Genomic DNA, 25129 nt, shown 5'->3' with positions numbered 1-25129 from the left:
GCAGTCGAAGTGTCTTATGTCAGAAGAAAAAGAAAATATACAATTTCAACTTACTGATGAACTCATTGAAAATGTTGAACAACTTATTGCTGTGAACAACGATAAGGAGCTACAATTATTTTTAAGTGAGTATCACCATGCTGATATTGCTGAAATTCTTGATGAACTCGATTTAGAAGGAGCCACTTATGTTATTAAGTTGTTAGATTCCGAGACGACTTCGGACATTTTAATGGAGCTCGATGAAGATATTCGAGAAAAAGTACTTGAAAATTTATCTGCTAAAGAGATTGCAGAAGAAATTGAAGAACTTGATACCGATGATGCTGCCGATATGATTTCTGAGCTTCCTGAAGAGCGTCAGGAAGAAGTAATCTCTAACATTGAAGACGAAGAGCATAAAGCTGAAATTGAAGAATTATTAGCCTATGATGAAGATACTGCTGGTGGACTCATGGCTAAAGAGCTTGTAAAAGTGTATGAAACTTGGACAGTTGCAGGTTGTATGCGTCGAATTAGGGGACAAGCTAAGGATGTAACCAGAGTACATTCCATTTATGTGGTTGATAAACAAGAAAAACTTATTGGACGCTTGTCGTTAAAGGATTTAATTGTTGCGAAAAGCGATACCAAAATAGCTGACATTGCAAAGGATAATGTAGATTTTGTAAATGTTCATGATGATGCTGAAGAAGTTGCAAAAATAATGTCGAAGTACGATTTGGAAGCTATTCCAGTAGTTGACGATAATCTAGCATTAGTTGGTAGAATTACCATTGATGATATCGTTGATGTAATGAAAGAAGAAGCTGATAAAGATTATCAATTAGCAGCAGGTATTACCCAAGATGTTGAGGCTGATGATAGTATTTTTGAACTAACCAAAGCGAGATTGCCATGGTTGTTTCTTGGCTTGATTGGAGGTATTGGTGCATTTTTAATAATGGAAGGTTTTCAAGAATCTTTTAAACAATATGCTGTTTTATTCTTTTTCACACCATTAATTGCGGCTATGGCGGGAAACGTAGGTGTGCAGTCGAGCGCAATTATTGTACAAGGATTGGCAAATGATGATGTAAAAGGGAGTGTTAATAGTAGATTGATAAAGGAAATGTTACTTGCTGCTCTAAATGGCGTCATTTTAGCACTGTTTTTATTTTTGTTTGTTTGGTTGACTAAAGACCAAACCACTGCGTTTGCAATTTCTGTATCTCTAGTTGTTGTAATTATTGTAGCAGGATTAATAGGCACATTTGTACCATTATTTTTAAATAAAAGAGGCATTGATCCAGCCATTGCAACTGGACCTTTCATTACAACAAGCAATGATATTTTTGGAATACTGATTTACTTCTGGATTGCAAAACTGATTCTTAATATTTAGAAATCATAATTTAATATTTGTGAAATGAAACCAATAAGTATATCAGACAAATTCACAAAATTCTCTAAGAATTGGCATCCACATCAAATTGCTTTGGTAGATGATATGCAAGTCATTTTAGCAAAATTAAAAGGCGAATTTGTTTGGCACAGCCATGATAACGAAGATGAGTTGTTTCAAGTTGTAAAAGGCACACTTTATATGCAATTTCGGGATAGAACAGAGGTTGTAAATGAAGGAGAAATTATTGTGGTTCCAAAAGGCGTAGAACATAACCCTTGCACAAAAAATAATGAAGAAGTACATGTGTTATTATTTGAAAAGTTATCAACTGCTCATACTGGGAAAGTATTAGATAAGAAAACGCAAACACATTATCCTAAAATCTAGATGAAAATTCTTCACCTCGATACAAATCATCCATTGTTAATCAATCAACTCAATGATTTAGGTTATGCAAATCATGAAGATTATACATCTTCAAAAGAAGAGATTGAAGCAAAGATTTCAAATTACGATGGCATTATCATCAGAAGTCGTTTTACTATTGATAAGCAATTCTTAGACAAAGCAACGAATCTTAAATTTATTGGTCGTGTAGGAGCAGGCTTAGAAAATATAGATTGTAATTATGCTGAATCAAAAGGTATTTATCTTATTTCAGCCCCAGAAGGTAATAGAAATGCTGTTGGTGAACATACATTAGGAATGCTGTTATCATTGTTTAATAAGTTTATTAAAGCCGATAAAGAAGTAAGACGAGGGCAATGGTTGCGTGAAGACAATCGAGGTATTGAACTTGATGGAAAAACTGTTGGACTTATTGGTTATGGTAATATGGGAAAGGCCTTTGCGAAAAAACTTAGGGGATTTGATGTAGATGTGCTTTGTTACGATATTAAACCCAATGTAGGTGATGACAACGCCAAACAAGTAACTCTAATTGAACTTCAAAATAAAGCAGATGTTCTCAGTTTGCATACACCACAAACAGCTTTAACTACCAATATGATAAATACGGAATTTATTGATGTATTCAAAAAACCATTTTGGCTTATAAATACAGCTCGTGGTAAAAGTGTGGTGACTTCAGATTTAGTGAAAGCATTAAAAACAGGTAAAATATTAGGAGCAGGATTAGATGTTTTAGAATATGAAAAGTCATCGTTTGAAAACTTATTCACTTCAAAGATGCCAGAAGCTTTTCAATATCTTATAAAAGCTGAAAATGTATTACTTACACCACATATTGCTGGGTGGACAATTGAGAGTAAGGAAAAGCTGGCACAAACAATAGTAGATAAGATTGCCAAATATTTTTCATAAATTACATATCTAAAATGTAATATTATGCAATCAAAAGCAACATCTCCAAAACAATATTTAGCCGAATTACCAGAAGAAAGAAAGGAACCTATACAAAAACTAAGACAGCAAATATTAGACAATTTGCCAGAAGGTATGGAAGAATGTATGAATTATGGAATGTTGGGTTATGTAATACCACATTCGGTGTATCCTCCAGGTTACCATTGTGACCCAAAACTGCCTTTGCCTTTTATGAATTTGGCTTCACAAAAGAACTTTGTAGCGGTTTATAGTATGGTAATTTATGCTAAAAAAGAAGTTATGGATTGGTTTACTTCAGAGTATACTAAACGCTGTAAATATAAGTTAGACATGGGAAAAAGCTGCATTCGTTTTAAACGATTAAATGATATACCTTATGATTTAATAGGAGAATTGACAAGTAAGGTTGGAGCTGAAGAATGGATTCAAATTTATGAAGAGGCCTACAAGAACAGAAAATAATTTGTAACAAATAGATGCTAATAAAGACTAATAAATTACACACATGAAAAAAAGAGTGACAGGAATAGGAGGAATGTTTTTTAAGAGCACAGATCCAAAAGCCTCTAAAGAATGGTATAAAAAGCATTTAGGTTTCAATACCGACGATTACGGTTGTACCTTTTGGTGGAAAGACAAAGAAGGTAAGGATTGCTCAACACAATGGAGTCCGTTTGCTAAAGACACTAAATACTATGAGCCATCAAAAAAAGATTTCATGTTTAATTATCGTGTTGAAAATTTGTATGAGCTATTAGCTACTTTAAAAGAAGAAGGTGTGACTGTTATTGGTGATATTCAAGAATATGACTATGGGAAATTTGGTTACATTATGGATAACGATGGTAATAAAATAGAACTTTGGGAACCAGTGGATAAAGCTTTTTTATAGCGAATAGTGTTTCAGCTAATTGAAAATAAAAGAACTAACCAACCTTATTTTTTAGTATATTTATTTATCTAACTAAAATTATTTAAAATGTCAGACGAAAAAAATTTAGGAGACGATCTTAACGATATGTTGGGAGACGCAAAAGAAAAAGCTAGTGAGTTTGCTGGTGAAGCTAAAGAAGCTCTAGGTGATGCAAAAGAGAAAGCAAGTGAATTTGCTGATGATGCCAAAGAGAGTGCTAAAGAATTTGCAAGTAGTGCAAAAGAAGCATTTGAAGATGTTTCAGCTGGAGATAATAAAAAACTAATCACAGGTATTCTTGCAATTCTTTTAGGATGGTTGGGAATCCATAAATTTATATTAGGCTATAATACTGAAGGTATTATATTATTAGTATTAGGTCTCTTAGGTTTTTTTACTTGTGGTATTACATCGGCAGTTTCTGGTATCATTGGTTTAGTGGAAGGAATTATTTATTTAACAAAAACAGACACTGAATTTCACAATACATATCAAGTAGGAAAAAAATCTTGGTTCTAATAAAGGAATATTAAAGGCTGAAAATATGATTTTTCAGCCTTTTCTAAAATATTTAATATCGTAATATTGCAATAATACAATTAATTTGTATATTTGTACTCTAATCTTAAGATAATGGGAGCGTCAAAAGTAGATATTTATTCAAACGAAATTAACCAAATTGCAGCTGTTGCAAAGGTGTTTTCGCATCCTGCAAGAGTAGCTATTTTACAATATATAAGTAAACAGGAAGCCTGTATTTGTAATGATATTGTTGAAGAAATTGGATTAGCTCAAGCCACCATATCTCAGCATTTAAAGGTTATAAACGATGCTGGATTGTTAAAAGGTACTTTTGAAGGTAAGAGTCTATGTTATTGCTTAAATGTTGAGCGTTTTCAAGAATTACAAGAATTATTCAATTCATTTTTTAATAAAACAAAGCTTAACTGCTGTTAATCGTAAAAGGAATCTTATTACTAGAATAAAAAAAACATATACAGATGAAAACAAAAGAACTATTCGAAATCTTTAATGCACATAAAGATAAATCGTTATTATTTGAGTATCAACCTCAAGAATTTGTAAAAGCTAATTACCATATTACCGAGGTAAAACATTTAAAAATAGATTCAGTCGATTGTGGCTCTGGCACAGATGCTTGGAATGAAACAATTATTCAGCTATGGGAAAGTCCTCTTGAAATTGGAAAACGTGATTTTATGAGTGTATATAAGGCATTGAGTATATTAAATAAGGTTGGAAAAATGAAATCTTATGATATGGAAGCAGAAGTGAAATTTGAATATAGTAACAAAACATTTCATACTGCTCAACTATTTGTTAACGATTTCGAAATACAGAATAGCAACTTAATCATTAAGTTAGCTGTTGAAAAAACAGATTGTAAAGCCAAAACAGTTTGTGGATTTGTTGAAGAAGTTAAAGCAGCACTTGTGTCCGACGAGCCTTGTTGCTCGCCAGATGGAAATTGTTGTTAAAATGCTTTATTATTGTTATTTAGAGTTGTCAGACTGAGCGCAGTCGAAGTCAAGGCGAAGAATCTTATTTTGTAAGTTTTGAAATTAGAAATTAGAGCATTTAACAAACAAGATTGGGCTTCAGTATCAAAAATTTATGCTGAAGGTATAGCTACTGGAGTTGCAACTTTTGAAACTGAAGCACCTTCTTTTAATGTTTGGGATAACAAGTTTATTAAACAGTGTCGCTTAGTTGCTGAGGTAAATAGTAAAGTCGTCGGATTTGCAGTGTTATCTCAAGTCTCAAAAAGAGAAGTCTATAAAGGCGTTGCAGAAGTAACAGTATATGTGGCAGCTAATGAAAGAGGAAAAGGCATTGGCAAGCGGTTATTAGAAACTCTAGTTATAGAAAGTGAGAAGAAAGGCTTTTGGACGCTACAAGCTGGAATTTTCTCAGCAAATAAAGCAAGTATTGAATTACATAAAAAATGTGGTTTTAGAGTCGTGGGAATTAGAGAAAAAATTGGCAAACGTGATGGAAAGTGGCATGATAATCATTTTTTAGAAAGACGAAGTAATAAAGTAGGATATAAATGAAAAACATTTTAGTATTATGTACAGGTAATTCCTGTAGAAGTCAAATGGCTCATGGTTATTTAAACCATTTTTTAGACAATAGAAAAGTAAAAGTATATAGTGCAGGTATTGAAACTCATGGTATAAATCCTGGAGCTGCAGCAATTATGAAAGAAGATGGTATAGACATTACTAAGCACACCTCAAACCATGTGGATGAATACAAAGACATTGATTTTGATTTTATAATTACTGTTTGTGACCATGCCAATGAAAACTGTCCATATATCCCAAGCAAAAATGCCAAACGATTACACCATAACTTTTTTGACCCATCAAAAGTTATAGGAATTGATGTAGAAAAGCATGATGCCTTTTTAAAAGCTAGGAATGAAATAAAGGATTATTTTAAAAAATTTGTTGACCAAAACCTACTCTGAAGTTTCAGAATTATTAGAAAACTTACGTTCTAACTCAGCTTGAAATTCTTCCATAACGGGTTTTACTGTGCTTTCAGGTAAGTCAGCAATTTTAATATACATTAAGCCATCAACTGCATTATTAAATAAAGGGTCGACATTAAAAGCTACAAGCTTTGCATTTTGCTTAATGTATTTTTTAAGCAATACTGGTAAACGTAATGCGCCTGGTTCTACTTCGTCAATAATTTTATCGAATTTGTTTAAATCGGCTTCGGTAGCATCAAACACAAAATCTTTGTCAGCATCTTTAAGTTTTACTTTAAACTCTTTTTTAGGATGCACATATTGCGCTACATAAGGGTCGTAGTAATGCGATTTCATAAACTCAATCATCAAGCTCTTAGAGAAATTTGAAAACTGATTACTAATACTCACACCACCAATTAAAAATTTATGCTCTGGATAACGTAGAGTGGTATGTACAATACCTTTCCAAAGTAAAAATAAAGGCATTGGTTTTTGTTGATATTCTTTGATTATAAATGCGCGTCCCATTTCTATAGACTGACTCATCATTTTATGAAGCTCAGGTTCAAACCTAAATAAGTCTTGTAAATAAAAACCATCAATACCATAAGCCTCAAAAATTTTTGAACCTAATCCCATTCTGTAAGCACCTGCCAATACTTTGTTTTCAGTATCCCAAAGAAACATATGGTGATAATAGGTGTCAAATTTATCTAGGTCAATAGCCTCATTGGTACCTTCTCCAACTTCTCTAAAAGTAATTTCTCTTAACCGACCAATTTCACGTAAAATATTTGGTATTTGTTGAGCATGACATAAATAAACTTCATAGTTTTTACTCTTTAAAAGTCTACAGTCATTTTGGTTTAAAGTCTCAACTTCAGCAATCATACTTTCAGTGCTTACAGGAGTAACGATGTTTTTTGGAGCTTTAGGAACTTTTAAACTAGATTGAAAGTTGTCAAGTCTTTTTGGTTTATCAAAAACATTCGATAACATATATGTTTTACGTCTAATAAACTCCGAAAAATCTTTTAAAGATTCATGCTCTTTTTGATCTTTTACAGAAATAGGTTTTCCTACTCTAACCTTAATGGTTCTATGCTTTTGTGTTAGTAATTCTGAAGGTAATTTAGCAGTTCGTAATGTGTCGCTAATTTTAGAAAGTCTATAAAACAAACGACTATTTTTTGCATGAAAATAAATGGGAACCACAGGAACTTCAGCTTTTTTAACCAATTTCATGGCAGCTTCTTCCCAAGGTTTATCAACAACTAGTTTGCCATCTCTATAAGTTGAAACTTCACCTGCTGGAAAAACACCTAATGGATGTCCTTGCTTTAAGTGTAATAAAGAATTTTTAAAACCAGCAATACTAGATTTTACATCTTTCCTATCCTCAAAAGGATTTACTGGCATGATATAAGGTTTCAATGGCTCAATACGATGTAATAAGAAGTTTCCAATAATTTTAAAATCACTTCGTTGCTCAATCATTAATTTGAGTAATAAAATGCCATCAATGCCTCCTAATGGATGATTTGAAACGGTGATATAGGCACCATCTTTTGGAAGGCGTTTTAAGTCTTCATCTGGTATCTCAAACTTAATTTGAAAATCGTCTAAAAGTGCATTTAAAAACGGAAGGTCGTTAAGGTGTTTATTCCTATTATAAATTTTATTAATGGTAGAAATATTAAGGACTTTCATTAGTACCCATCCGAAAAAAGTACCAATAAATCCATACTTATCAGCATGAATGGCTTTTGCTACTTCTTTAGCGGTTACTAGTCCCATTTGGTTGTGTTATTGAAAGAATTACAAACCTAATCAATTTTTTTTATATCAATAAAGACAATTTTAAGTCTTATTTTGTTACAATTTGAACGGTTTCTTGATAGATTTGTTTCAATAAAACGGTTTTATCTTTCTCTAATGCTTTAATAGCTTGACTGTTATAATGCCGAATAGTATAAAGCGATACATTTTTAAAATAATCTACCTTAAATTTTGCTTTAAGATGTAGCAATAATTCTTCAAGATTATCATAATTATTATCGACACAAACCGAAAAACTTATAGCAGAATTTTGAATAACATCTACTTTCATCTTGTATTGATGTAATAATTGAAAGATATGACTAATATTTTTTTCTACAATAAACGAGAAATCTAATGAAGAAAGCGAAAGTAATACCTGGTTTTTCTTAACTATAAAACAAGGGATTTTAGGGTCAATATTTATTCCTTTACTAACAGAAGTACCTTCTTTTTCAGGATTTTTAAATGACTTTACAAATAAAGGAATCTCTTTTCTTTGTAAAGGTTGCAATGTTTTAGGATGAATGACAGACGCTCCGAAAAACGCCAATTCGATAGCTTCTCTATAGGATATTTTATGTAATAATTGAGCATTTTCAAAATATCTGGGATCCGCATTTAAAACACCAGGAACGTCTTTCCAAATAGTAACACTTTCTGCGTTTAAGCAATAAGCAAAAATAGCTGCGGTATAGTCACTCCCTTCTCTACCTAAAGTGGTAGAAAAATTATTTTTATCACTAGCAATAAAACCTTGGGAAATGTTTAGAACAGATGTATTTATATTGTTTGAAATATTATTTTGAGTGGTATTCCAGTCTACAGTGGCATTTCTATAGTAACTATCTGTTTTTATAAACTCTCTAGCGTCTAACAAGTTATTTTTTATGCCTAATTCAGCAAGAAAATTACTAATAATAGTTGTAGAAGCAAGCTCTCCAAATCCAACCACTTGGTCGTATACAAAGTTGTAATCTGGTGATTTATTTCTGTTGAAAAAAATATTCAACTCTTCAAAAAGATTTGCTATGGTTTTAAAAACTGGATGGTTTTCATTTTCAAAAAGATCTAATAAAATAGCATTATGAAATTTTTTAACTTCTTGAATAGAACTTTGAAGCTCTTTAATATTGTTTAAATAATTGTCAATAACTCCTTCTAGGGCATTGGTGGTTTTACCCATAGCCGAAACAATTACCAAAGTGTTATCGTATCCAACGGTTTGTAATACTTTAGCAAGATTTTTTACACCTTCGGCATCTTTAACCGATGCACCACCAAATTTAAATATGCGCATTAACTTAATTTTGCTATATAGTTCTTAATTCCACTTTCATCTAGATGTACTACGTTCCAATCACGCAATACTTTTGCACCTTTGCGTTCGTATAATTTTATGGCACCATCATTCCAACTTATAACTTCCCAATTTATACGTTTTACACCTAGACTGTGACCATATTTTACAACTTCATCAAGTAAAGAAGTGCCAATACCATGATTTCTCATGTCTTGAGAAACGATTAAATCTTCAAGGTGAAGGATTTTGCCTTTCCAAGTAGAAAAACGATTGTAGACAATGGCTGCGCCTACAACTTTATTATTAGTTTCGGCAACAAAGCATTTAAAAGCTGGGTTGTTTCCAAAACCATCTTCAATCAAACTAGTGGTTGTTACTTCAACGGCATCTGGTTCTTTTTCGAAAATAGCTAATTCTTTAATAAGCCCTAATACACTAGGCATATCATTTTTAGTGGCATCTCTAATTGTGAAATTCATTATAATTATCTAGGAAATTAATAAGGCCAAAGATAGTTTAAAGTTGATAATATTGTTTATTTATTATATAACGAAACTCTATAAATTTGTTAAAAAGTACGATATTTGCACAAAATTAATGAACAACCATATATGTCTCAAAGAAACCAAACTTTAGGAGAATTTATTATAGAAAATCAGCAATCGTTTAAGTATACTTCTGGTGAGCTTTCACGATTAATAAATGCTATTCGTTTAGCAGCTAAAGTAGTTAATCATGAGGTGAATAAAGCTGGATTAGTTGATATTATTGGTGAGGCAGGTGATACAAATATTCAGGGGGAAGATCAGCAAAAATTAGATGTTTTCGCAAATGATTTGTTTATAAAAGCCATGACTAGACGTAATATTGTTTGTGGTATAGCAAGTGAAGAGGAAGACGATTTTGTAGCAATTAATAGTCAAGACGAGAATAATCAAAATAAATATGTGGTATTAATCGACCCTTTAGATGGATCATCAAATATTGATGTTAATGTATCTGTAGGTACAATTTTTTCTATTTATAGACGTGTAACAGAAGTTGGAACTCCCGTAACAATTGATGATTTTTTACAGAAAGGAAACAAACAAGTAGCTGCTGGTTATGTTATTTATGGAACATCAACTATGCTAGTATATACGACTGGAGATGGTGTTAATGGATTTACATTAAATCCAGCTATCGGTACATTTTACTTGTCACATCCAAACATGCAATTTCCTGAAGACGGACAAATTTATTCGGTAAATGAAGGAAATTATATTCATTTCCCACAAGGGATTAAAGATTACATAAAATATTGCCAGATGGAAGAAGGGGACAGACCATATACTAGTCGATATATAGGTTCTTTAGTGTCCGATTTTCATAGAAATATGATCAAAGGAGGTATATATATGTATCCAAAAAGTTCAATGAACTCAAACGGAAAGTTGAGGTTATTGTACGAATGCAATCCCATGGCATACATCGCCGAACAAGCTAATGGTAGAGCTAGTGACGGATTTACAAGAATTATGGATATAGAGCCAACTAAACTACACCAACGTGTGCCTTTTTTATGTGGTAGTAAGAATATGGTTAAAAAAGTTGAAGAGTTTATGGAAAAGGCTAAATAAGAAACCAAATTTAAGACATAAAAAAAGCGAACTTTTTTAGTTCGCTTTTTTTATGATGTTATGTGATTATTTATTGATTCATTGTTTTCATTTCTTCAGTAAATGTATCTAAATCAACATTTTGGTGTACTAACTTAAGTGCCTTATCAGTAATATATTTTGCGTTTTCTGCTTTAAAACCTAGACCAATAGCAAATTTCTTAAGCATTTTTATTTGATCCTTACCTTCTATGTGATCTACCCAAACCATTCTTGCTAAATCGTACAAACGCTCTAAACGTCTATCATACGATAAAGGAGGGTTGATAGGGTGAGATTTATAATCTTTTAATATCTTTTTATATTCTTGCTCCGAAATATTTAAATTTCTAGCTAAACGATCTAAAAATGCTTTTTCAGCTTCATTAATAACATCGTCGCTCATAGCAACTCTTACAATAGCTGCAAAATGGTCTTCATTTCGTTGTTTAAAACCACTATCGAATAAATCTAAAATTGACATAACTTGAAATTATTTTTGTGATGCAAATATAATATTATTAATACGTTTTTGTTCTATAAAAGGTAAAATTCTAATCAACAATTATTATATATTTGTTTCAAAATTTTCTTAGTGAGTAAAACTACAATCTCGCAAATTTTTTCACAGTCTTTGCAACAGCAAAAATTGCAATCTTCTATTGCCATAAGTCAAACTCAAACACATTTAAAAGGGCTTATTGGGTCCTCTTTTTCGTTTGTAATTACTAATGCCTTTAAGGAAGCCGACAAACCATTTTTACTGGTTTTTAATGATAAAGAAGAGGCGGCTTATTATTTAAACGATTTTGAACACTTACTTAATGAAAAAGATGTGTTATTCTATCCGGGAAGTTACCGTAGACCTTATCAGCTAGAAGAGACCGATAATGCCAATGTGTTACTTAGAGCTGAGGTATTAAACAGAATAAATTCTAGAAAAAAGCCAGCGATTATAGTAACGTATCCAGATGCTCTTTTTGAAAAGGTTGTGACTAGAAAGGAGTTGGAACGAAATACTTTAAAGATTTCAAAAGACGATAATTTATCCATCGATTTTGTAAATGAAGTATTGTTTGAATATAAATTTAAACGTGTTGATTTTGTGACCGAACCCGGTGAATTTTCTGTAAGGGGAGGCATTGTAGATGTGTTTTCTTTTTCACATGATGAACCTTATCGCATTGAGTTTTTTGGAGATGAAGTAGATAGCATTCGTACGTTTGATGTAGAAACGCAATTATCTACCGAACAGGTTAGAAAAATCAATATTATTCCAAATGTTGCCAATAAGTTTTTAGAAGAAAGCAGACAAAGTTTCTTAAAGTATATTGCTCAAAAAACAGTGATTTTCACTAAAAATACTGATTTGCTCTTTACAAGAATTGACGATTTTTATAGTAAGGCTGTCGAAGCATTTAACAATTTATCTTCTGATATTAAACATGCAGAACCTGAAGCACTTTTTTGTAGTTCAACGCTGTTAAAAAAGCAACTTTTAGATTTTACTTTAGTTGAGTTTGGTAGTGTAGCTGTCATGTTGAGCAGAGTCGAAACATCACAAACAATAGAATTCAATATTTCTCCACAACCCTCATTTAATAAGCAATTCGATTTATTAATCGATAACCTAAACACTAATCATAATAAGGGCTACACTAATTATATTAGTTGTGTTTCTGAACAACAAGCAAAACGGTTTCACGACATTTTTGACGATGTAGAGCAGGATGTGAATTATAAAACCTTTGTGTTGTCTTTGCATCAAGGATTTATAGACCACGACAACAAAATTATTTGTTATACAGATCATCAAATATTTGAGCGTTACCATAAATTTCATCTAAAAAATGGATATGCTAAAAAGCAAGCAATCACATTAAAGGAACTAACAAATTTAGATGTTGGCGATTACGTAACACATATAGATCATGGTATTGGTCGTTTTGGAGGCTTGCAAAAAATTGATGTTGAGGGTAAAAAGCAAGAGGCAATAAAATTGGTTTACGGCGAACGCGATGTACTGTATTTGAGCATACATTCATTGCACAAAATCACGAAATTTAATGGTAAAGATGGCAAACCTCCAAAGATTTACAAATTAGGAAGCAAAGCTTGGAAAACTCTTAAACAAAAAACTAAATCTCGTGTAAAAGAAATTGCTTTTAACCTTATTAAACTATATGCAAAGCGTAAATTAGAAAAAGGCTATCAATATCTCCCAGATAGTTACATGCAACACGAGTTGGAAGCATCTTTTGTTTACGAAGATACACCAGACCAAATTACAGCAACTGCTGATATCAAGGCAGACATGGAAAGTGAACAACCAATGGACCGTTTGGTGTGTGGCGATGTTGGTTTTGGTAAAACCGAAGTTGCTATTAGAGCAGCATTTAAAGCAGTTGATAATGGGAAGCAAGTCGCTATTCTAGTGCCTACAACCATTTTGGCGTATCAACATTATAGAACCTTAACAGAACGCTTAAAAGATTTTCCAGTAACTGTAGATTATCTTAATAGATTTAGAACTGCTAAGCAGAAACGTGAAACCTTAGAAGGACTTGAAAACGGAAGGGTTGATATTATTATTGGCACTCATCAATTAGTAAATAAGAATGTAAAGTTTAAAGATTTGGGTCTACTTATTGTTGATGAAGAACAAAAATTTGGTGTCGCTGTCAAAGAAAAATTAAAGACTATTAAAGAAAATGTAGATGTATTGACCTTAACAGCAACGCCAATACCTCGAACGCTTCAGTTTAGTTTAATGGCTGCTCGCGATTTATCTGTGATTACAACACCTCCACCAAATCGCTATCCAATAGAAAGTCATGTTATTCGTTTTAATGAAGAAACCATTCGCGATGCTGTGAGTTACGAAATTCAACGTGGCGGACAAATCTTTTTCATTCATAATCGTATTGAAAACATTAAGGAAGTTGCTGGTATGATACAGCGTTTGGTTCCTGATGCTAAAATAGGTATTGGTCATGGACGAATGGAAGGCAAAAAACTTGAGCAGCTTATGCTAGCTTTTATGAATGGTGAATTTGATGTATTGGTAAGTACTACTATTGTTGAAAGTGGATTAGATGTGCCAAATGCCAACACCATTTTTATTAATAATGCCAATAATTTTGGACTGAGTGATTTGCACCAAATGCGAGGACGTGTTGGTAGAAGTAATAAAAAAGCATTTTGCTATTTTATCACTCCAGAATATTCAGCAATGACAAATGATGCTAGAAAGCGTATCACAGCTTTGGAGCAACATACCGAACTTGGAAGTGGCTTCAATATTGCTATGAAAGACCTTGAAATTCGTGGTGCTGGAGATTTACTTGGTGGCGAACAAAGTGGATTCATTAATGAAATTGGATTTGATACGTATCAAAAAATACTAAATGAAGCTATTGAAGAACTCAAAGAAAATGAGTTTAAAGATTTGTATAATGACGAAGGAAAAGAAAAAACGTATATAAAAGACATAACAATCGATACCGATTTCGAGTTGTTATTTCCAGATGACTATGTGAATAATATAGCCGAACGTTTAAACTTATACACCGAATTAAATGAGCTTAAAACTGAGGAAGAATTGGAGGCTTTTGAGGCAAGATTAGTTGACCGCTTTGGCGAATTGCCAATTCAAGTTGTAGACCTTTTAAACAGTGTTCGCATTAAATGGATAGCAGCTAAGTTAGGTTTCGAAAAAATAATAATGAAACAAAACAGGTGTATCGGTTATTTTATAAAAGATCAGCAGAGTAGTTTTTACCAAAGTGTTGGCTTTACCAAAGTGTTACAATACATTCAAAATCATCCTACTGCTTGTAAAATGAAAGAAAAACAAACACGTCAAGGTTTACGATTATTGCTTACTTTTGAAAACATAAAATCGATAGATAATGCTTTAAAAGCATTACAACCAATTTTGGCTTGATTATTGAATAATTAAAATTAAAAAAACACGTGACCATTAAGCTTAATAAGGGTCTTATTAATAAATAATTACAATGTTGAAAAAACTAATTTTCATCCTATCTATCTTTCCAACTTTTTTAATGGCGCAACATACCATTAAAGGAACTTTTTCTCCTGCTGAAGATTATCCTTTTGCTGTGCTATATAAAGTAACGCCAACATCTACTTTGTATGTAGCAAATACACAAATGGATGAGGAAGGTAATTTTCGATTTGATCTTGATTCTACAGCGACTCAAGGGATGTATAGATTGGTTTATGCATTACCACAAGAAGAATTTAATTTCGATATCATTTATAATGCAAAAGAAGATGTATCACTAACATTTAATGCTGAAACAGGAGTCGATTTTAAAGCATCTGTAGAAAACACATTAATGAGTTCGTATACAAATAGTATGTCGCTTATCAGTCAAAGCATAGGTGATTTTTACAATCAACAAAGTCAGGATAGCTCTGCATTAATGTCGATTTTTAGGACTCAAAAAGAAACGCAACTAGAGTATGAGAAAGCAGCAGAAGGGACTATAGTAAGTGACTTCATAAAGGCAAACAAGCCATATGTCCCAAAGAGTTATGAAGATATTGCCACGTATATCACTAATATAAAAAAGCACTTTTTTGATTATGTCGATTTTAATAATGAAACACTACAGAGTTCAAATTTTTTAATTGACCGTGTGTCTAATTATGTGTTTGGGATGGCATCTACAAATGAAGATGAAAATGATATATACAAGCGTAATATCGACGAGGTATATTCGGCAATGAAAAAAGCACAACCAGAAATTAAAAGCACACTACTTGAAATAATTTGGCAGCAAATGGTTGATACAAATTTTGATAGCGTAGCCAATTACATTTCTGATAAGTATTTAATTAAACTTGCAGAATCTTTAAAAGATACCGAATTGGTAAATAGGCTTAAACAATTTAAGAGTTTGTCTATAGGTAATAAAGCACCAGAATTTGATGTGTTTATAGAAGAAAATGGCGAAAGAACACCTATTTCTATGTACGATTTAGACGTAGCAGAAAAATATATTCTTGTGTTTTGGAGTAGCTCATGTTCGCATTGTTTACAAGAAATCCCACAACTGCAAGCACACCTAAAAAGTTTGAACAATCCAGATTACAAAGTCATTGCTGTTGGCTTAGAAGACGATACTTATTTATGGGAAAGGGAGATTGCTAAATACCCTGAATTTTTGCACGTACTTGGTATGGGGAAATGGGAAAACAAAATTGGTAATAGTTATAATGTAAATGCAACACCTACCTATTTTGTTTTGAATAACGAGAAAAAAATCCTTGCAAAACCATATGATATAAGTGCGTTAAAAGAGTACATAAGCAACTAATTTTGTATTTCTGTACAGCCCCATTGAGTGCAGTCGAAGTGTGATGCGAAATCCATTTTTTATTAAAACCTTAGTTTAGGAGGTTCTCGTTTTCGTGGGAACTAGAAGTGATAAAAAGCATTCTCTAAATGCTCAATATTATATGATTTTCCTTCTTTTACGATTGCAATAATATCAAAGCGAATATCCACATCTAAATCATTTACTGTAACATACTCATCAACCGCTTTTACAAGGCGTTGTATTTGTTTTGGTTTTACAAAATCTTGTGGATTACCAAAATCTAAGGTAGAACGAGTTTTAACTTCAATAATGGCAAGCGTATCTTTTTGTTTAGCAATAATATCAACTTCGGCTTTATCAAATCGGTAATTGCGTTCAATGATTTCATACTTATTCTTAAGTAAGTAATCTACAGCCAATTGCTCGCCTTTTTTACCTAGTTCGTTGTGTTGTGCCATTGATTAATTCGCAAAAGTCAATAACGAAGATTCTTTACTTACCTTTAACTCAATAGTTCTCCCCAAAATTAAAGCACGATTATCATCTTCGTGACCAGCTGGAAAATCAAATAATACAGGGAAATCATAGTCGGCAACTACATCTAAAATAAGTTGCTCAATGGAAGTTCCCCAAGGCGTTGTGTTTTTTCTCATATTACTCATGTCTCCAATAATAAGTCCTTTTAGATTTTCAAAATAACCTGCACGTTTTAAGCTTTGCAACATTCGGTCAATATGATATTTGTACTCACCAATTTCTTCAATAAACAGTATTTTTCCTGAAGTGTCAATACTAGTTTTAGAGCCTAGCATAGTATGAAGTAAAGTTAAATTTCCTCCAACTAAAGGACCACTTGTATTTCCGGTTTTATTATATTTTGAACCCTTAACAGTATAGCTTAAAGGTTGTCCGAATAAGGCACACTTAAAAGTTTCAATGGTTTGTTCAATCTCTGTAAAATCATCTTTTAAACTTGTGCACATCATAGCATGAATAGACTCACTGCCTTCAATATTGAGTTGGTTGTGAATAGCTGTAATATCAGAATAACCAATCACCCATTTAGGGTTTTCTTTAAACTTAGTATAATCTAATTTGTCAATCATTCTAACAGTTCCATAACCACCACGAGCACACCAAATAGCTTTGATATTTGGATTGTCTAGGGCTTTTTGAAAATCATCTGCACGCTCATCATCAGTTCCAGCAAAATGATTAGCTTTTTTAAAAACATGTTCACCCACTACAACATTGAGTCCCCAGCTTTTAAGCAAATCTTTAGCTTGATTTATTTCTTTTTCGCGATTCCTTAAAATTCCTGAAGGTGCAACAATAGCAACCGAATCACCTGCTTTTAAATGTTGCGGCTGTAAAAAAGGTTTAGACATTGTGGTAGTTGAATAAGTTGAATTTGACGACTGAGCTAAAACTATAGTATGACAAAATAGAGTCAGTATTAACAAAGCGTATGTAATGCGTTTAAAAATCATATAAGAGGCTTTTGGTAAATATAACGAAGTTCTAATTAATTTGGTTTCTTAAAGGTTGACAAATTGTGTATTTTTGTGCCTCCAAAAAGAAAAAATGATGTCTAAAAGATATACAATAACTGCGGCTTTACCTTATACTAATGGCCCAATTCATATTGGTCATTTAGCAGGTGTTTATGTGCCAGCAGATATTTATGCACGCTATCAACGTCTTCAAGGTAAAGATGTGGCATTTATTTGTGGTAGTGACGAACATGGTGTTCCAATTACTATTAAGGCTAAAAAAGAAGGTGTCACACCTCAGGATATAGTCGATAAATATCATGCCATAATTAAGCAGTCTTTTTTAGATTTCGGAATTTCTTTTGATAATTATTCAAGGACAACTGCAAAGATTCATCATGACACTGCATCAGATTTTTTTAAAACCTTATATGATAAAGGAGAGTTTGTTGAAGAGGTAACAGAACAGTTATATGATGCTGAAGCAAATCAATTTTTAGCAGATAGGTTTGTGATTGGTACTTGCCCAAAATGTGGTAATGAAGAAAGTTATGGCGACCAATGCGAAAACTGTGGCACAAGTCATAATGCGACCGATTTGATAAATCCGAAATCTGCTATTACAGGAGCAACGCCAACATTAAAGGAAACTAAGCATTGGTTTTTACCTTTAGATAAACATGAAGCCTTTTTAAAAGAATGGATTCTAGTTGGTCATAAAAAAGATTGGAAATCGAACGTTTACGGACAATGTAAATCATGGATTGATGATGGACTTAGACCAAGAGCAGTCACACGTGATTTGGATTGGGGAATTCCAGTTCCAGTTGAAGGTGGCGAAGGTAAAGTGTTGTATGTGTGGTTTGACGCACCAATAGGTTATATTTCTGCAACAAAAGAATGGGCTGAACGTGAAGGGAAAGACTGGGAGCCTTATTGGAAAGATGAAAACACGAAACTGTTGCACTTTATTGGAAAAGATAACATTGTATTTCATTGCATCATATTCCCAGCAATGTTAAAAGCAGAAGGTAGTTACATTTTGCCTAACAATGTTCCTGCAAATGAGTTTTTAAATTTAGAAGGCAATAAATTATCAACTTCTAAAAACTGGGCAGTTTGGTTGCATGAATATTTGCAAGAATTTCCAGATAAGCAAGATGTGTTGCGATATGCTTTAACGGCAAATGCGCCAGAAACTAAGGATAACGATTTTACTTGGAAAGATTTTCAAGCAAGGAATAATAATGAGTTAGTTGCCATTTTTGGAAACTTTATTAATAGAGTGGTAGTGCTTACCAATAAGTATTATGAAGGTGTTGTGCCACAGCCAAATGAGTTTTCGGCAATTGATGAAGAAACCTTAGCAACACTAAAAGCATTTCCAGCGGTTATAGCAAGCTCTATTGAGCGTTATCGCTTTAGAGAGGCAAGTCAAGAATTAATGAATTTGGCAAGACTTGGTAATAAGTACTTGGCAGATGAAGAACCTTGGAAAGTTATAAAAGAAGACGACGCTCGTGTGCAAACTATCATGTATGTAGCGTTACAAATCGCTTCAGCATTAGCCATATTGAGCGAACCGTTTTTGCCTTTTACATCTAAAAAACTTAAAGACATTCTTTGTCATTCTGAGCTTGTCGAAGCATCTACATGGAATAGTATTTCAGAAGTCCTAGAACTACTTCCAGCTAATCATACTATTGGAAAAGCAGAATTATTATTTACTAAAATTGAAGATAAGGATGTGCAATTTCAATTAGATAAGCTTGAGGCAAGTAAAAAAGCTAACGAAGCAGCTAAGAAAAAGGTAGAACCACAAAAAGACGAAATCACTTTTGATGACTTCTCAAAATTGGATATTCGTGTTGGCACAATCTTAGAAGCTACAAAAATGCCAAAAACCAAAAAGCTATTGGTATTAAAAGTAGATACAGGATTTGACACCAGAACTATTGTCTCTGGAATAGCTGAAAGTTTTTCTCCAGAAGAAGTGATAGGAAAAAAAGTAACTGTGCTAGTAAATCTTGCTCCTAGAGTATTACGTGGTGTTGAAAGTCAAGGTATGATTTTAATGACCGAAGACGAATCTGGGAATCTTATGTTTGTTAGTCCTGATGAGCATGACAAGGTTTCAAATGGTTTAAGTATTAGTTAATCTTTTTCAGGATTAAGAGTTATGTGATATGACATTTGTCATATCATATAATAATGCATCATATTACATTTGAGGATATTTTTATCCTAAATATCTAAGTGTATTATGAAAAGTGATACAATATCCTATAAAAACATTTACTATCCACCAGGTGGGATTTTATTGTGGATTATTATTTTTTTAGAGCTTTTTACTTTTGGTATTGCACTAATTGCAATGGTTTACAGTAGTAAAGAAGCACCCGAATTATTTCATGAATCGAGACTATATTTAAACTCAACCATAGGAGTTGTTAATACTTTTTTTTTAATTGTAAGCGGTTTTTTTATGGCTGTGTCTGTTCATAATCTAAAACAACAAAAACTAGACAAAACAAAGCTATTTTTAAAACTCACCATGCTTGGTGGTTTATTGTTTTTAGCACTAAAAGGCTATGAATATTTTGATAAGATTGATGCAGGATTTAACATTGGTTATAATACGTTTTTCAAATACTATTGGATGCTTACTTTATTTCATGTAGTTCATGTAATTGTTGGCTTAGTTATTTTGGCTTCTGTTTATTTTGGACTTAGTAAAACTAATTCAACAACAAAATTAGAAGATGTTGAGGCAAGTGCTGCCTTTTGGCATATGTGCGACTTAATTTGGCTATTACTATTTCCTATAATCTATTTACTCTTTTAGTATGAAAAAACTACTAATAACATTAGGTGTATTAATAATACTTACAATTGTTACTGCAATTATTTCAAGTGCTAATGAAAGTTTTACTGTTGTGGCAATACTAATTTTAGCGGTGTTAAAATTTATAGGCGTGTCTTTTTATTTTATGGAAATGAAAAAAGCACATGTTTTTTGGAAAGCAAGTGTGCTGATTTTTTTACTCTTGTTCACCACAATTATATTATTACAATTTTAACGGTTTATTCTAGTCTAGAAATAAGTCTTTTAAAGATATAATAATCTTATCGGAGTTTTTAATTTCATTAGCAAACTGAGCAATGGTTTTACCTTTAAAATCGTTCAAAATCTTTTTCTTAAAAGGGGCAACAGTAAAATGTACAGGACAAGGGTTTTCGTCACTACATTCAGCAAGTCCTAAAAAGCATTGGCTAAAACGATCCGGATTATCAATGCAAACAATAATATCCCAAACCCTTTTTTTAGTGTTTATTTCGTTTAAATAAAAACCACCATGAGGCCCTTTTGTAGAAGAGACAATATCACTTTTATTTAGCTTCTGTAATAATTTTGCTAAGAATGGTCGTGGTATTTCCAACGTTTCAGCAATATGCTTAACACCTAGTTTTTTTGTCTCATTAGAGAACATTGCTAGGTATAGTGTAGCTCGAATAGCAATTTTGGTGGCGTTTGTAAGCATAATAGGTTATATTTTTCAAATATAATACTAATTTTTAATGGCTATTTAAAAAGAGATATTAAACCTTTGTTTGATGTAAGTTGTTTTTGTTGTAAATTAAATATGGTTCAAGGAATTGAACTGGACTCTGGAGATGAGGATTTTTTTAAAACCTCAAAGGCTAGGAGAGGAAGTTACTGGTCAAGACAAATATTATAATTCTATGTTGGCTAATAGCCCATTTGCTAATTGGAAATAATCTTAAGATTAAGTTCAAAATAAAAAAATAAAGCCGTCAAATTTGACGGCTTTTATATTTAATGCAATGCTAAGTTTATTTGCCCAACATTAGTAATTCATTGCATACAACTTCGGTAATATATCTTTTGTTGCCATCCTTATCATCATAACTTCTTGAGGTTAATTTACCTTCAATAGCAACTTCTTTTCCTTTGGTAACATATTTCTCAATGATTTGAGCCGTTTTCCCCCAAGCAACTACATTGTGCCACTGCGTATCTGTAATTTTTTCACCGCTAGCATTTTTGTAACTTTCGTTGGTTGCGATTGCGAATTTTGCCAATGTTTTTCCTGAGTCTAGATTGATAATTTCTGGCTCGTTCCCAAGGTTTCCAATCAACTGTACTTTGTTTCTTAATGAGTTCATAATTTTAAATTTTTCGTGTTAAACAGTTAATACTATCGAGCTTTTATGTTTCGACATTGCAAAGATGCGACACCTACAAAATATTAGTCGGTTATTACACATTTAAAATCGTTTGTAAATGCTTGTAGTCGTTTGTAAACGAATAATTCAATTGCATTTTAAACAAATTATTAGCCGCAACTAGAATTTTTTGAACAATTCAAGCTTTTAATTTTATGAAATTTCTTTCATTTTTTTTATAAAAATCTATGTTTTAAACAATTTAATGACTTGAAAACGAAAATATTTTATTCTTGAATCCTTTTGTTTATAAGGGTTTTCCGTATTTTAGTTTATTTATTCTAAATTTAGATAATAAAAAAGCTTCAATTATTAAAAATATGACTAATTTTGCAGGCTCATAAATTAAAATGAAAAAATTGTAATGAATAATAATAATAACAGAGTAACAGCGGTAAGTAAAGCTGGAATTAAAACGAAAACCTTTAGTAATACAAGTGCTATCACTTGGAATTTAAAAAGACGTTTTAGGTAATTTTATATTAAGAGTATAAGGCGGGCTTGTCCCGCTTTTTTTTTGCTTTTTTCTTCACCAAGCGTTTCCTATTCTATACCACATACTTTATATAAAAATATTACGACGTATTTAAAAGCATGACTTTTTTAATTTTTAATTGAATGAGTTATTTTTCATATTTTTATTATAAATTATTAGTCATTAATAAATTTGTACCTGTCCCCTCTTTGTTAATAGTTGCCTATTTACTGGCATTTAAAAAATATTAAAAAAATCATGCTTAAACTAATAGGAATACCTTATGATGCCAACTCATCTTATTTAAGAGGTTCAGCTTTAGCGCCAAAACATATTCGATTAATGGATACTGAAGGGTCGGCAAATCGATTTTGTGAGTTTGGTAATGAAATAGTTGAAAGTGTAAATTATAAAGATTGTGGAGATATAGAATTTACTGAAATTGATGTTGCTTCTGCTTACAAAAGAATTAAAGAAACGATCAGAAAAGAAGTAAAGGATCGGAGCAAGGTAATAAGTTTAGGAGGAGATCATTCTATTTCCTTTCCTGTTATCGAAGCATTTTCAGAAAAATATTCAAAATTAAATGTGTTGCATTTGGATGCACATGCCGATTTGTATGACAATTTTGAAAACAATCCTTATTCGCATGCATCACCATTTGCAAGACTCATGGAAAAAGGTGCATTAAATTCGTTAACACAAGTTGGTATAAGAACCTTTAATACGCATCAAAAAGAACAAGCAAAACGTTTTGGCGTGAATGTCGTTGAAATGAAGGATTTTAACACAGATTTTATCAATTCGCTCGAATCACCTTTGTATATTTCATTGGATATCGATGTGTTGGACCCAGCGTTTGCTCCAGGAATTTCTCATCATGAACCTGGAGGCATGAGTACAAGGCAATTAATAGATATTATTCAGCAAATAAAAGTTCCAATTGTTGGAGCAGACATCGTAGAGCTTAATCCAAAACGAGATATAAATAATGCTACAGCTATGGTGGCTTATAAATTGTTTAAAGAGCTTGCTAGTAAAATGCTTCAATAAATTTAAAATTATGAAAAAACAATGTCCAGAATGTGGAGACAAAATAGTTGGTCGTATAGATAAAAAGTTTTGTAGCGATGCCTGCAGAAATTCTTATAACAATAGAGTTAATAAGGATAGTAAGAACTTAATACGTAACATCAATAATAGATTGCGTAAAAATTACAGAATTCTTGAAGATCTTAATCCTGACCAAAAAACGAGAACTTCACGTGCTAAACTGATAGAAAAAGGATTCGATTTTAACTATTTTACAAGTATTTACACAACCAAAGCAGGAGCTATTTATTACTTTGTGTATGACCAAGGCTATTTACCTTTGGAGAATGACTATTATGCTTTGGTAAAACGGGATTCCTAGAATTTGTAACATAACTTAAGATTTTTGTGCTAATATATTATACTAACAATCCATCAATATGCTATTGCTTTCTTCAAATGAAATAATGATAATCATTCCAATAATTATTGTAGTTGTTGGCGCTATAATATTTCTTTCTTATTATTTCTCAAAGAAGCAAGTTGTTTTAAGGAAGTTGTCTAAAATCCCTTTAAAACCAGCCACAGGTTTAAAAACTAGCGAACTTACTAAAGTCACTGGAAAAGCTCTACATGTAAAAGAGCCATTAATAGCGCCACTAAGTGGAAGAAAGTGTGTATTTTATACTATTAAAATTGAAAAACGTGTAAGCACAGGAAAAAGTTCACATTGGAAAACTGTGATTGACGAAGAAAAAACGCAAGAATTCTTTATAAATAGTAACGGAGACTTTGTTATAGTGAGACCTTCGCAGTCACCAAAAAATTATTTAAGTTATCTGGTAAAAGACAAAAGAACATCTTCTGGAGCTTTTAACGACCCAACACCAGAGTTTGAATCGCTCTTAAAAAGCTATAATATTGACCCTCTTAATTTTTTAGGGTTTAATAAATCACTTCGTTACCAGGAAGGAGTTATAGAAATTGGCGAGCAAATTACAGTTGCTGGTATTGCTAAATGGAAAACATTAAGCGAACCAATACCAGACTACCATTATTCCAAAATTGCAGAACTTGTAAGCGAAGGAAAAGAAAAATTAATAATTACTGATATTCCACAGAAGAATGAAAAAAGAAGTAGATTTTAAATTATTTCCAGTTATGACCTTTAAGCTTTAAAGCTGCTTTTAAAATATCTTTCTGACTAATTTGACCAATTAATTTTCCATTTTCAACAATTGGAAAACGTCGCCTTTTAGAATCTAAAAATTTACTAGCTGCGTCAAAAACATTCATGTTTCCATCAATAGTTTCAACATTGATTGCCATATGCTTTTCAACCGAACTGTTACTTAAAGGCATATTATAATATCTACTTTCGCTAATCTGTTTAATACAATCACCTTCTGATATAATACCAATCAATTCATTATTCTCATTAACTACTGGACCACCAGAAATTCTATTTTTAATAAGTGAATCAATAACTTCTTCAACCGATTGATTTGGTTTAAATGTGATGAGATTAGTGGTCATATAATCTTTAACTTGTATAGGAGATGTTTCAATCTCTTGTTGCATTCTCCTAGAACCTTGAAAACTTTTTATTCCCATAATATTAA

The 25129-nt window shown here is 32.1% G+C and carries 28 protein-coding genes; 19 read left to right on the top strand and 9 right to left on the bottom strand.

Annotation, left to right across the window (positions count from 1 at the left end; all coding sequences use genetic code 11):
- Positions 1-16 precede the first annotated feature (16 nt).
- The 10 genes from mgtE (at position 17) to HB672_RS00370 (ending at position 6141) form a co-directional block, all read left to right on the top strand.
- Complete coding sequence (gene mgtE, locus HB672_RS00415) at positions 17-1384, top strand: magnesium transporter (protein WP_208864161.1); 1368 nt, start codon at positions 17-19, stop codon at positions 1382-1384.
- A gap of 24 nt (positions 1385-1408) precedes the next feature.
- Positions 1409-1774: a cupin domain-containing protein gene (locus HB672_RS00410; protein WP_167605891.1), complete on the top strand. Its 366-nt coding sequence runs from the start codon at positions 1409-1411 to the stop codon at positions 1772-1774.
- Positions 1775-2710 carry a 2-hydroxyacid dehydrogenase gene (locus HB672_RS00405; RefSeq protein WP_167605888.1) on the top strand — a complete coding sequence of 312 codons (936 nt, stop codon included), beginning with the start codon at positions 1775-1777 and terminating at the stop codon, positions 2708-2710.
- Positions 2711-2734: 24 nt separating this feature from the next.
- Positions 2735-3196 carry a DUF1801 domain-containing protein gene (locus HB672_RS00400; protein WP_167605885.1) on the top strand — a complete coding sequence of 154 codons (462 nt, stop codon included), beginning with the start codon at positions 2735-2737 and terminating at the stop codon, positions 3194-3196.
- A 43-nt stretch (positions 3197-3239) separates the two neighbouring features.
- Positions 3240-3626, top strand: coding sequence for a VOC family protein (locus HB672_RS00395; protein ID WP_167605882.1), 387 nt, complete (start codon positions 3240-3242; stop codon positions 3624-3626).
- A gap of 87 nt (positions 3627-3713) precedes the next feature.
- Complete coding sequence (locus tag HB672_RS00390; RefSeq protein ID WP_167605879.1) at positions 3714-4166, top strand: TM2 domain-containing protein; 453 nt, start codon at positions 3714-3716, stop codon at positions 4164-4166.
- A 114-nt stretch (positions 4167-4280) separates the two neighbouring features.
- Positions 4281-4604: a metalloregulator ArsR/SmtB family transcription factor gene (locus HB672_RS00385; protein WP_167605876.1), complete on the top strand. Its 324-nt coding sequence runs from the start codon at positions 4281-4283 to the stop codon at positions 4602-4604.
- 44 nt (positions 4605-4648) lie between these two features.
- Entirely contained in the window at positions 4649-5146 is a 498-nt protein-coding gene (locus HB672_RS00380) for a DUF6428 family protein (RefSeq protein ID WP_167605873.1), read from the top strand.
- A 78-nt stretch (positions 5147-5224) separates the two neighbouring features.
- A complete protein-coding gene (locus tag HB672_RS00375; RefSeq protein ID WP_167605870.1) occupies positions 5225-5722 on the top strand; it encodes a GNAT family N-acetyltransferase in 498 nt (165 codons plus the stop codon).
- Complete coding sequence (locus HB672_RS00370) at positions 5719-6141, top strand: arsenate reductase ArsC (protein WP_167605867.1); 423 nt, start codon at positions 5719-5721, stop codon at positions 6139-6141. The genes HB672_RS00375 and HB672_RS00370 overlap by 4 nt, the downstream gene beginning before the upstream one ends.
- On the opposite strand, the gene HB672_RS00365 is transcribed toward HB672_RS00370, so the two are convergent.
- From HB672_RS00365 to HB672_RS00355, 3 genes are all read right to left on the bottom strand, one after another.
- Positions 6133-7947 (bottom strand): lysophospholipid acyltransferase family protein, encoded by a 1815-nt coding sequence (locus HB672_RS00365; protein WP_167605864.1) that lies wholly within the window; start codon positions 7945-7947, stop codon positions 6133-6135. The two genes, HB672_RS00370 and HB672_RS00365, sit on opposite strands and share 9 nt — an antisense overlap.
- 70 nt (positions 7948-8017) lie before the next feature.
- Positions 8018-9268: an aspartate kinase gene (locus HB672_RS00360; protein WP_167605861.1), complete on the bottom strand. Its 1251-nt coding sequence runs from the start codon at positions 9266-9268 to the stop codon at positions 8018-8020.
- Positions 9268-9750, bottom strand: a complete 483-nt coding sequence (locus tag HB672_RS00355) for a GNAT family N-acetyltransferase (protein ID WP_167605858.1) — start codon at positions 9748-9750, stop codon at positions 9268-9270. Before HB672_RS00355 ends, HB672_RS00360 begins: the two co-directional genes overlap by 1 nt.
- A 132-nt stretch (positions 9751-9882) precedes the next feature.
- On the opposite strand from HB672_RS00355, the gene fbp reads away from it, so the two are divergent.
- Positions 9883-10890, top strand: coding sequence for a class 1 fructose-bisphosphatase (gene fbp / locus HB672_RS00350; RefSeq protein WP_167610141.1), 1008 nt, complete (start codon positions 9883-9885; stop codon positions 10888-10890).
- 70 nt (positions 10891-10960) lie between these two features.
- Here fbp and HB672_RS00345 read toward each other — a convergent pair whose 3' ends face one another.
- Positions 10961-11392, bottom strand: coding sequence for a TerB family tellurite resistance protein (locus HB672_RS00345; protein WP_167605855.1), 432 nt, complete (start codon positions 11390-11392; stop codon positions 10961-10963).
- 111 nt (positions 11393-11503) lie between these two features.
- Here HB672_RS00345 and mfd point away from each other — a divergent pair, with 111 nt between their 5' ends.
- Together mfd and HB672_RS00335 are read left to right on the top strand one after the other, a co-directional pair.
- Positions 11504-14854: a transcription-repair coupling factor gene (mfd, locus tag HB672_RS00340; protein ID WP_167605852.1), complete on the top strand. Its 3351-nt coding sequence runs from the start codon at positions 11504-11506 to the stop codon at positions 14852-14854.
- A gap of 121 nt (positions 14855-14975) precedes the next feature.
- The gene (locus HB672_RS00335) at positions 14976-16256 is read left to right on the top strand and encodes a TlpA disulfide reductase family protein (protein WP_244306554.1); all 1281 of its coding nucleotides are present in this window, start codon (positions 14976-14978) and stop codon (positions 16254-16256) included.
- 101 nt (positions 16257-16357) lie between these two features.
- Here HB672_RS00335 and HB672_RS00330 read toward each other — a convergent pair whose 3' ends face one another.
- Together HB672_RS00330 and HB672_RS00325 are read right to left on the bottom strand one after the other, a co-directional pair.
- Positions 16358-16717, bottom strand: coding sequence for a YraN family protein (locus tag HB672_RS00330; RefSeq protein ID WP_167605848.1), 360 nt, complete (start codon positions 16715-16717; stop codon positions 16358-16360).
- 3 nt (positions 16718-16720) lie between these two features.
- Positions 16721-17647: an LD-carboxypeptidase gene (locus tag HB672_RS00325; protein ID WP_244306553.1), complete on the bottom strand. Its 927-nt coding sequence runs from the start codon at positions 17645-17647 to the stop codon at positions 16721-16723.
- A 175-nt stretch (positions 17648-17822) separates the two neighbouring features.
- Between HB672_RS00325 and metG the strand changes: the two genes are divergently transcribed.
- From metG to HB672_RS00310, 3 genes are all read left to right on the top strand, one after another.
- Positions 17823-19910 (top strand): methionine--tRNA ligase, encoded by a 2088-nt coding sequence (gene metG, locus HB672_RS00320; protein ID WP_280115275.1) that lies wholly within the window; start codon positions 17823-17825, stop codon positions 19908-19910.
- A 105-nt stretch (positions 19911-20015) separates the two neighbouring features.
- A complete protein-coding gene (locus tag HB672_RS00315) occupies positions 20016-20597 on the top strand; it encodes a cytochrome c oxidase subunit 3 (protein WP_167605842.1) in 582 nt (193 codons plus the stop codon).
- A gap of 1 nt (position 20598) precedes the next feature.
- Positions 20599-20832, top strand: coding sequence for a cytochrome C oxidase subunit IV family protein (locus tag HB672_RS00310; protein WP_167605839.1), 234 nt, complete (start codon positions 20599-20601; stop codon positions 20830-20832).
- A gap of 9 nt (positions 20833-20841) precedes the next feature.
- Here HB672_RS00310 and HB672_RS00305 read toward each other — a convergent pair whose 3' ends face one another.
- A complete protein-coding gene (locus HB672_RS00305; protein ID WP_167605836.1) occupies positions 20842-21294 on the bottom strand; it encodes an Rrf2 family transcriptional regulator in 453 nt (150 codons plus the stop codon).
- 313 nt (positions 21295-21607) lie between these two features.
- A complete protein-coding gene (gene ssb, locus HB672_RS00300) occupies positions 21608-21940 on the bottom strand; it encodes a single-stranded DNA-binding protein (protein ID WP_167605833.1) in 333 nt (110 codons plus the stop codon).
- Between the two features lie 793 nt (positions 21941-22733).
- Between ssb and speB the strand changes: the two genes are divergently transcribed.
- The 3 genes from speB (at position 22734) to HB672_RS00285 (ending at position 24655) form a co-directional block, all read left to right on the top strand.
- A complete protein-coding gene (gene speB / locus HB672_RS00295) occupies positions 22734-23528 on the top strand; it encodes an agmatinase (protein ID WP_167605830.1) in 795 nt (264 codons plus the stop codon).
- A 10-nt stretch (positions 23529-23538) separates the two neighbouring features.
- On the top strand, positions 23539-23889 hold the full coding sequence (locus HB672_RS00290; RefSeq protein WP_167605827.1) for a hypothetical protein: 351 nt from the start codon (positions 23539-23541) through the stop codon (positions 23887-23889).
- Positions 23890-23974: 85 nt separating this feature from the next.
- Positions 23975-24655: a GIDE domain-containing protein gene (locus tag HB672_RS00285; protein ID WP_167605824.1), complete on the top strand. Its 681-nt coding sequence runs from the start codon at positions 23975-23977 to the stop codon at positions 24653-24655.
- 1 nt (position 24656) lies between these two features.
- Here HB672_RS00285 and HB672_RS00280 read toward each other — a convergent pair whose 3' ends face one another.
- Positions 24657-25121, bottom strand: coding sequence for a CBS domain-containing protein (locus tag HB672_RS00280; RefSeq protein WP_167605821.1), 465 nt, complete (start codon positions 25119-25121; stop codon positions 24657-24659).
- Between the last annotated feature and the right edge of the window lie 8 nt (positions 25122-25129).

Source organism: Gaetbulibacter sp. S0825 (genome assembly GCF_011777505.1).
Classification (GTDB): domain Bacteria; phylum Bacteroidota; class Bacteroidia; order Flavobacteriales; family Flavobacteriaceae; genus Pontimicrobium.
Note: the sequence above shows the minus strand (reverse complement) of the source record. Positions and strands in the feature narration are given on the sequence as shown.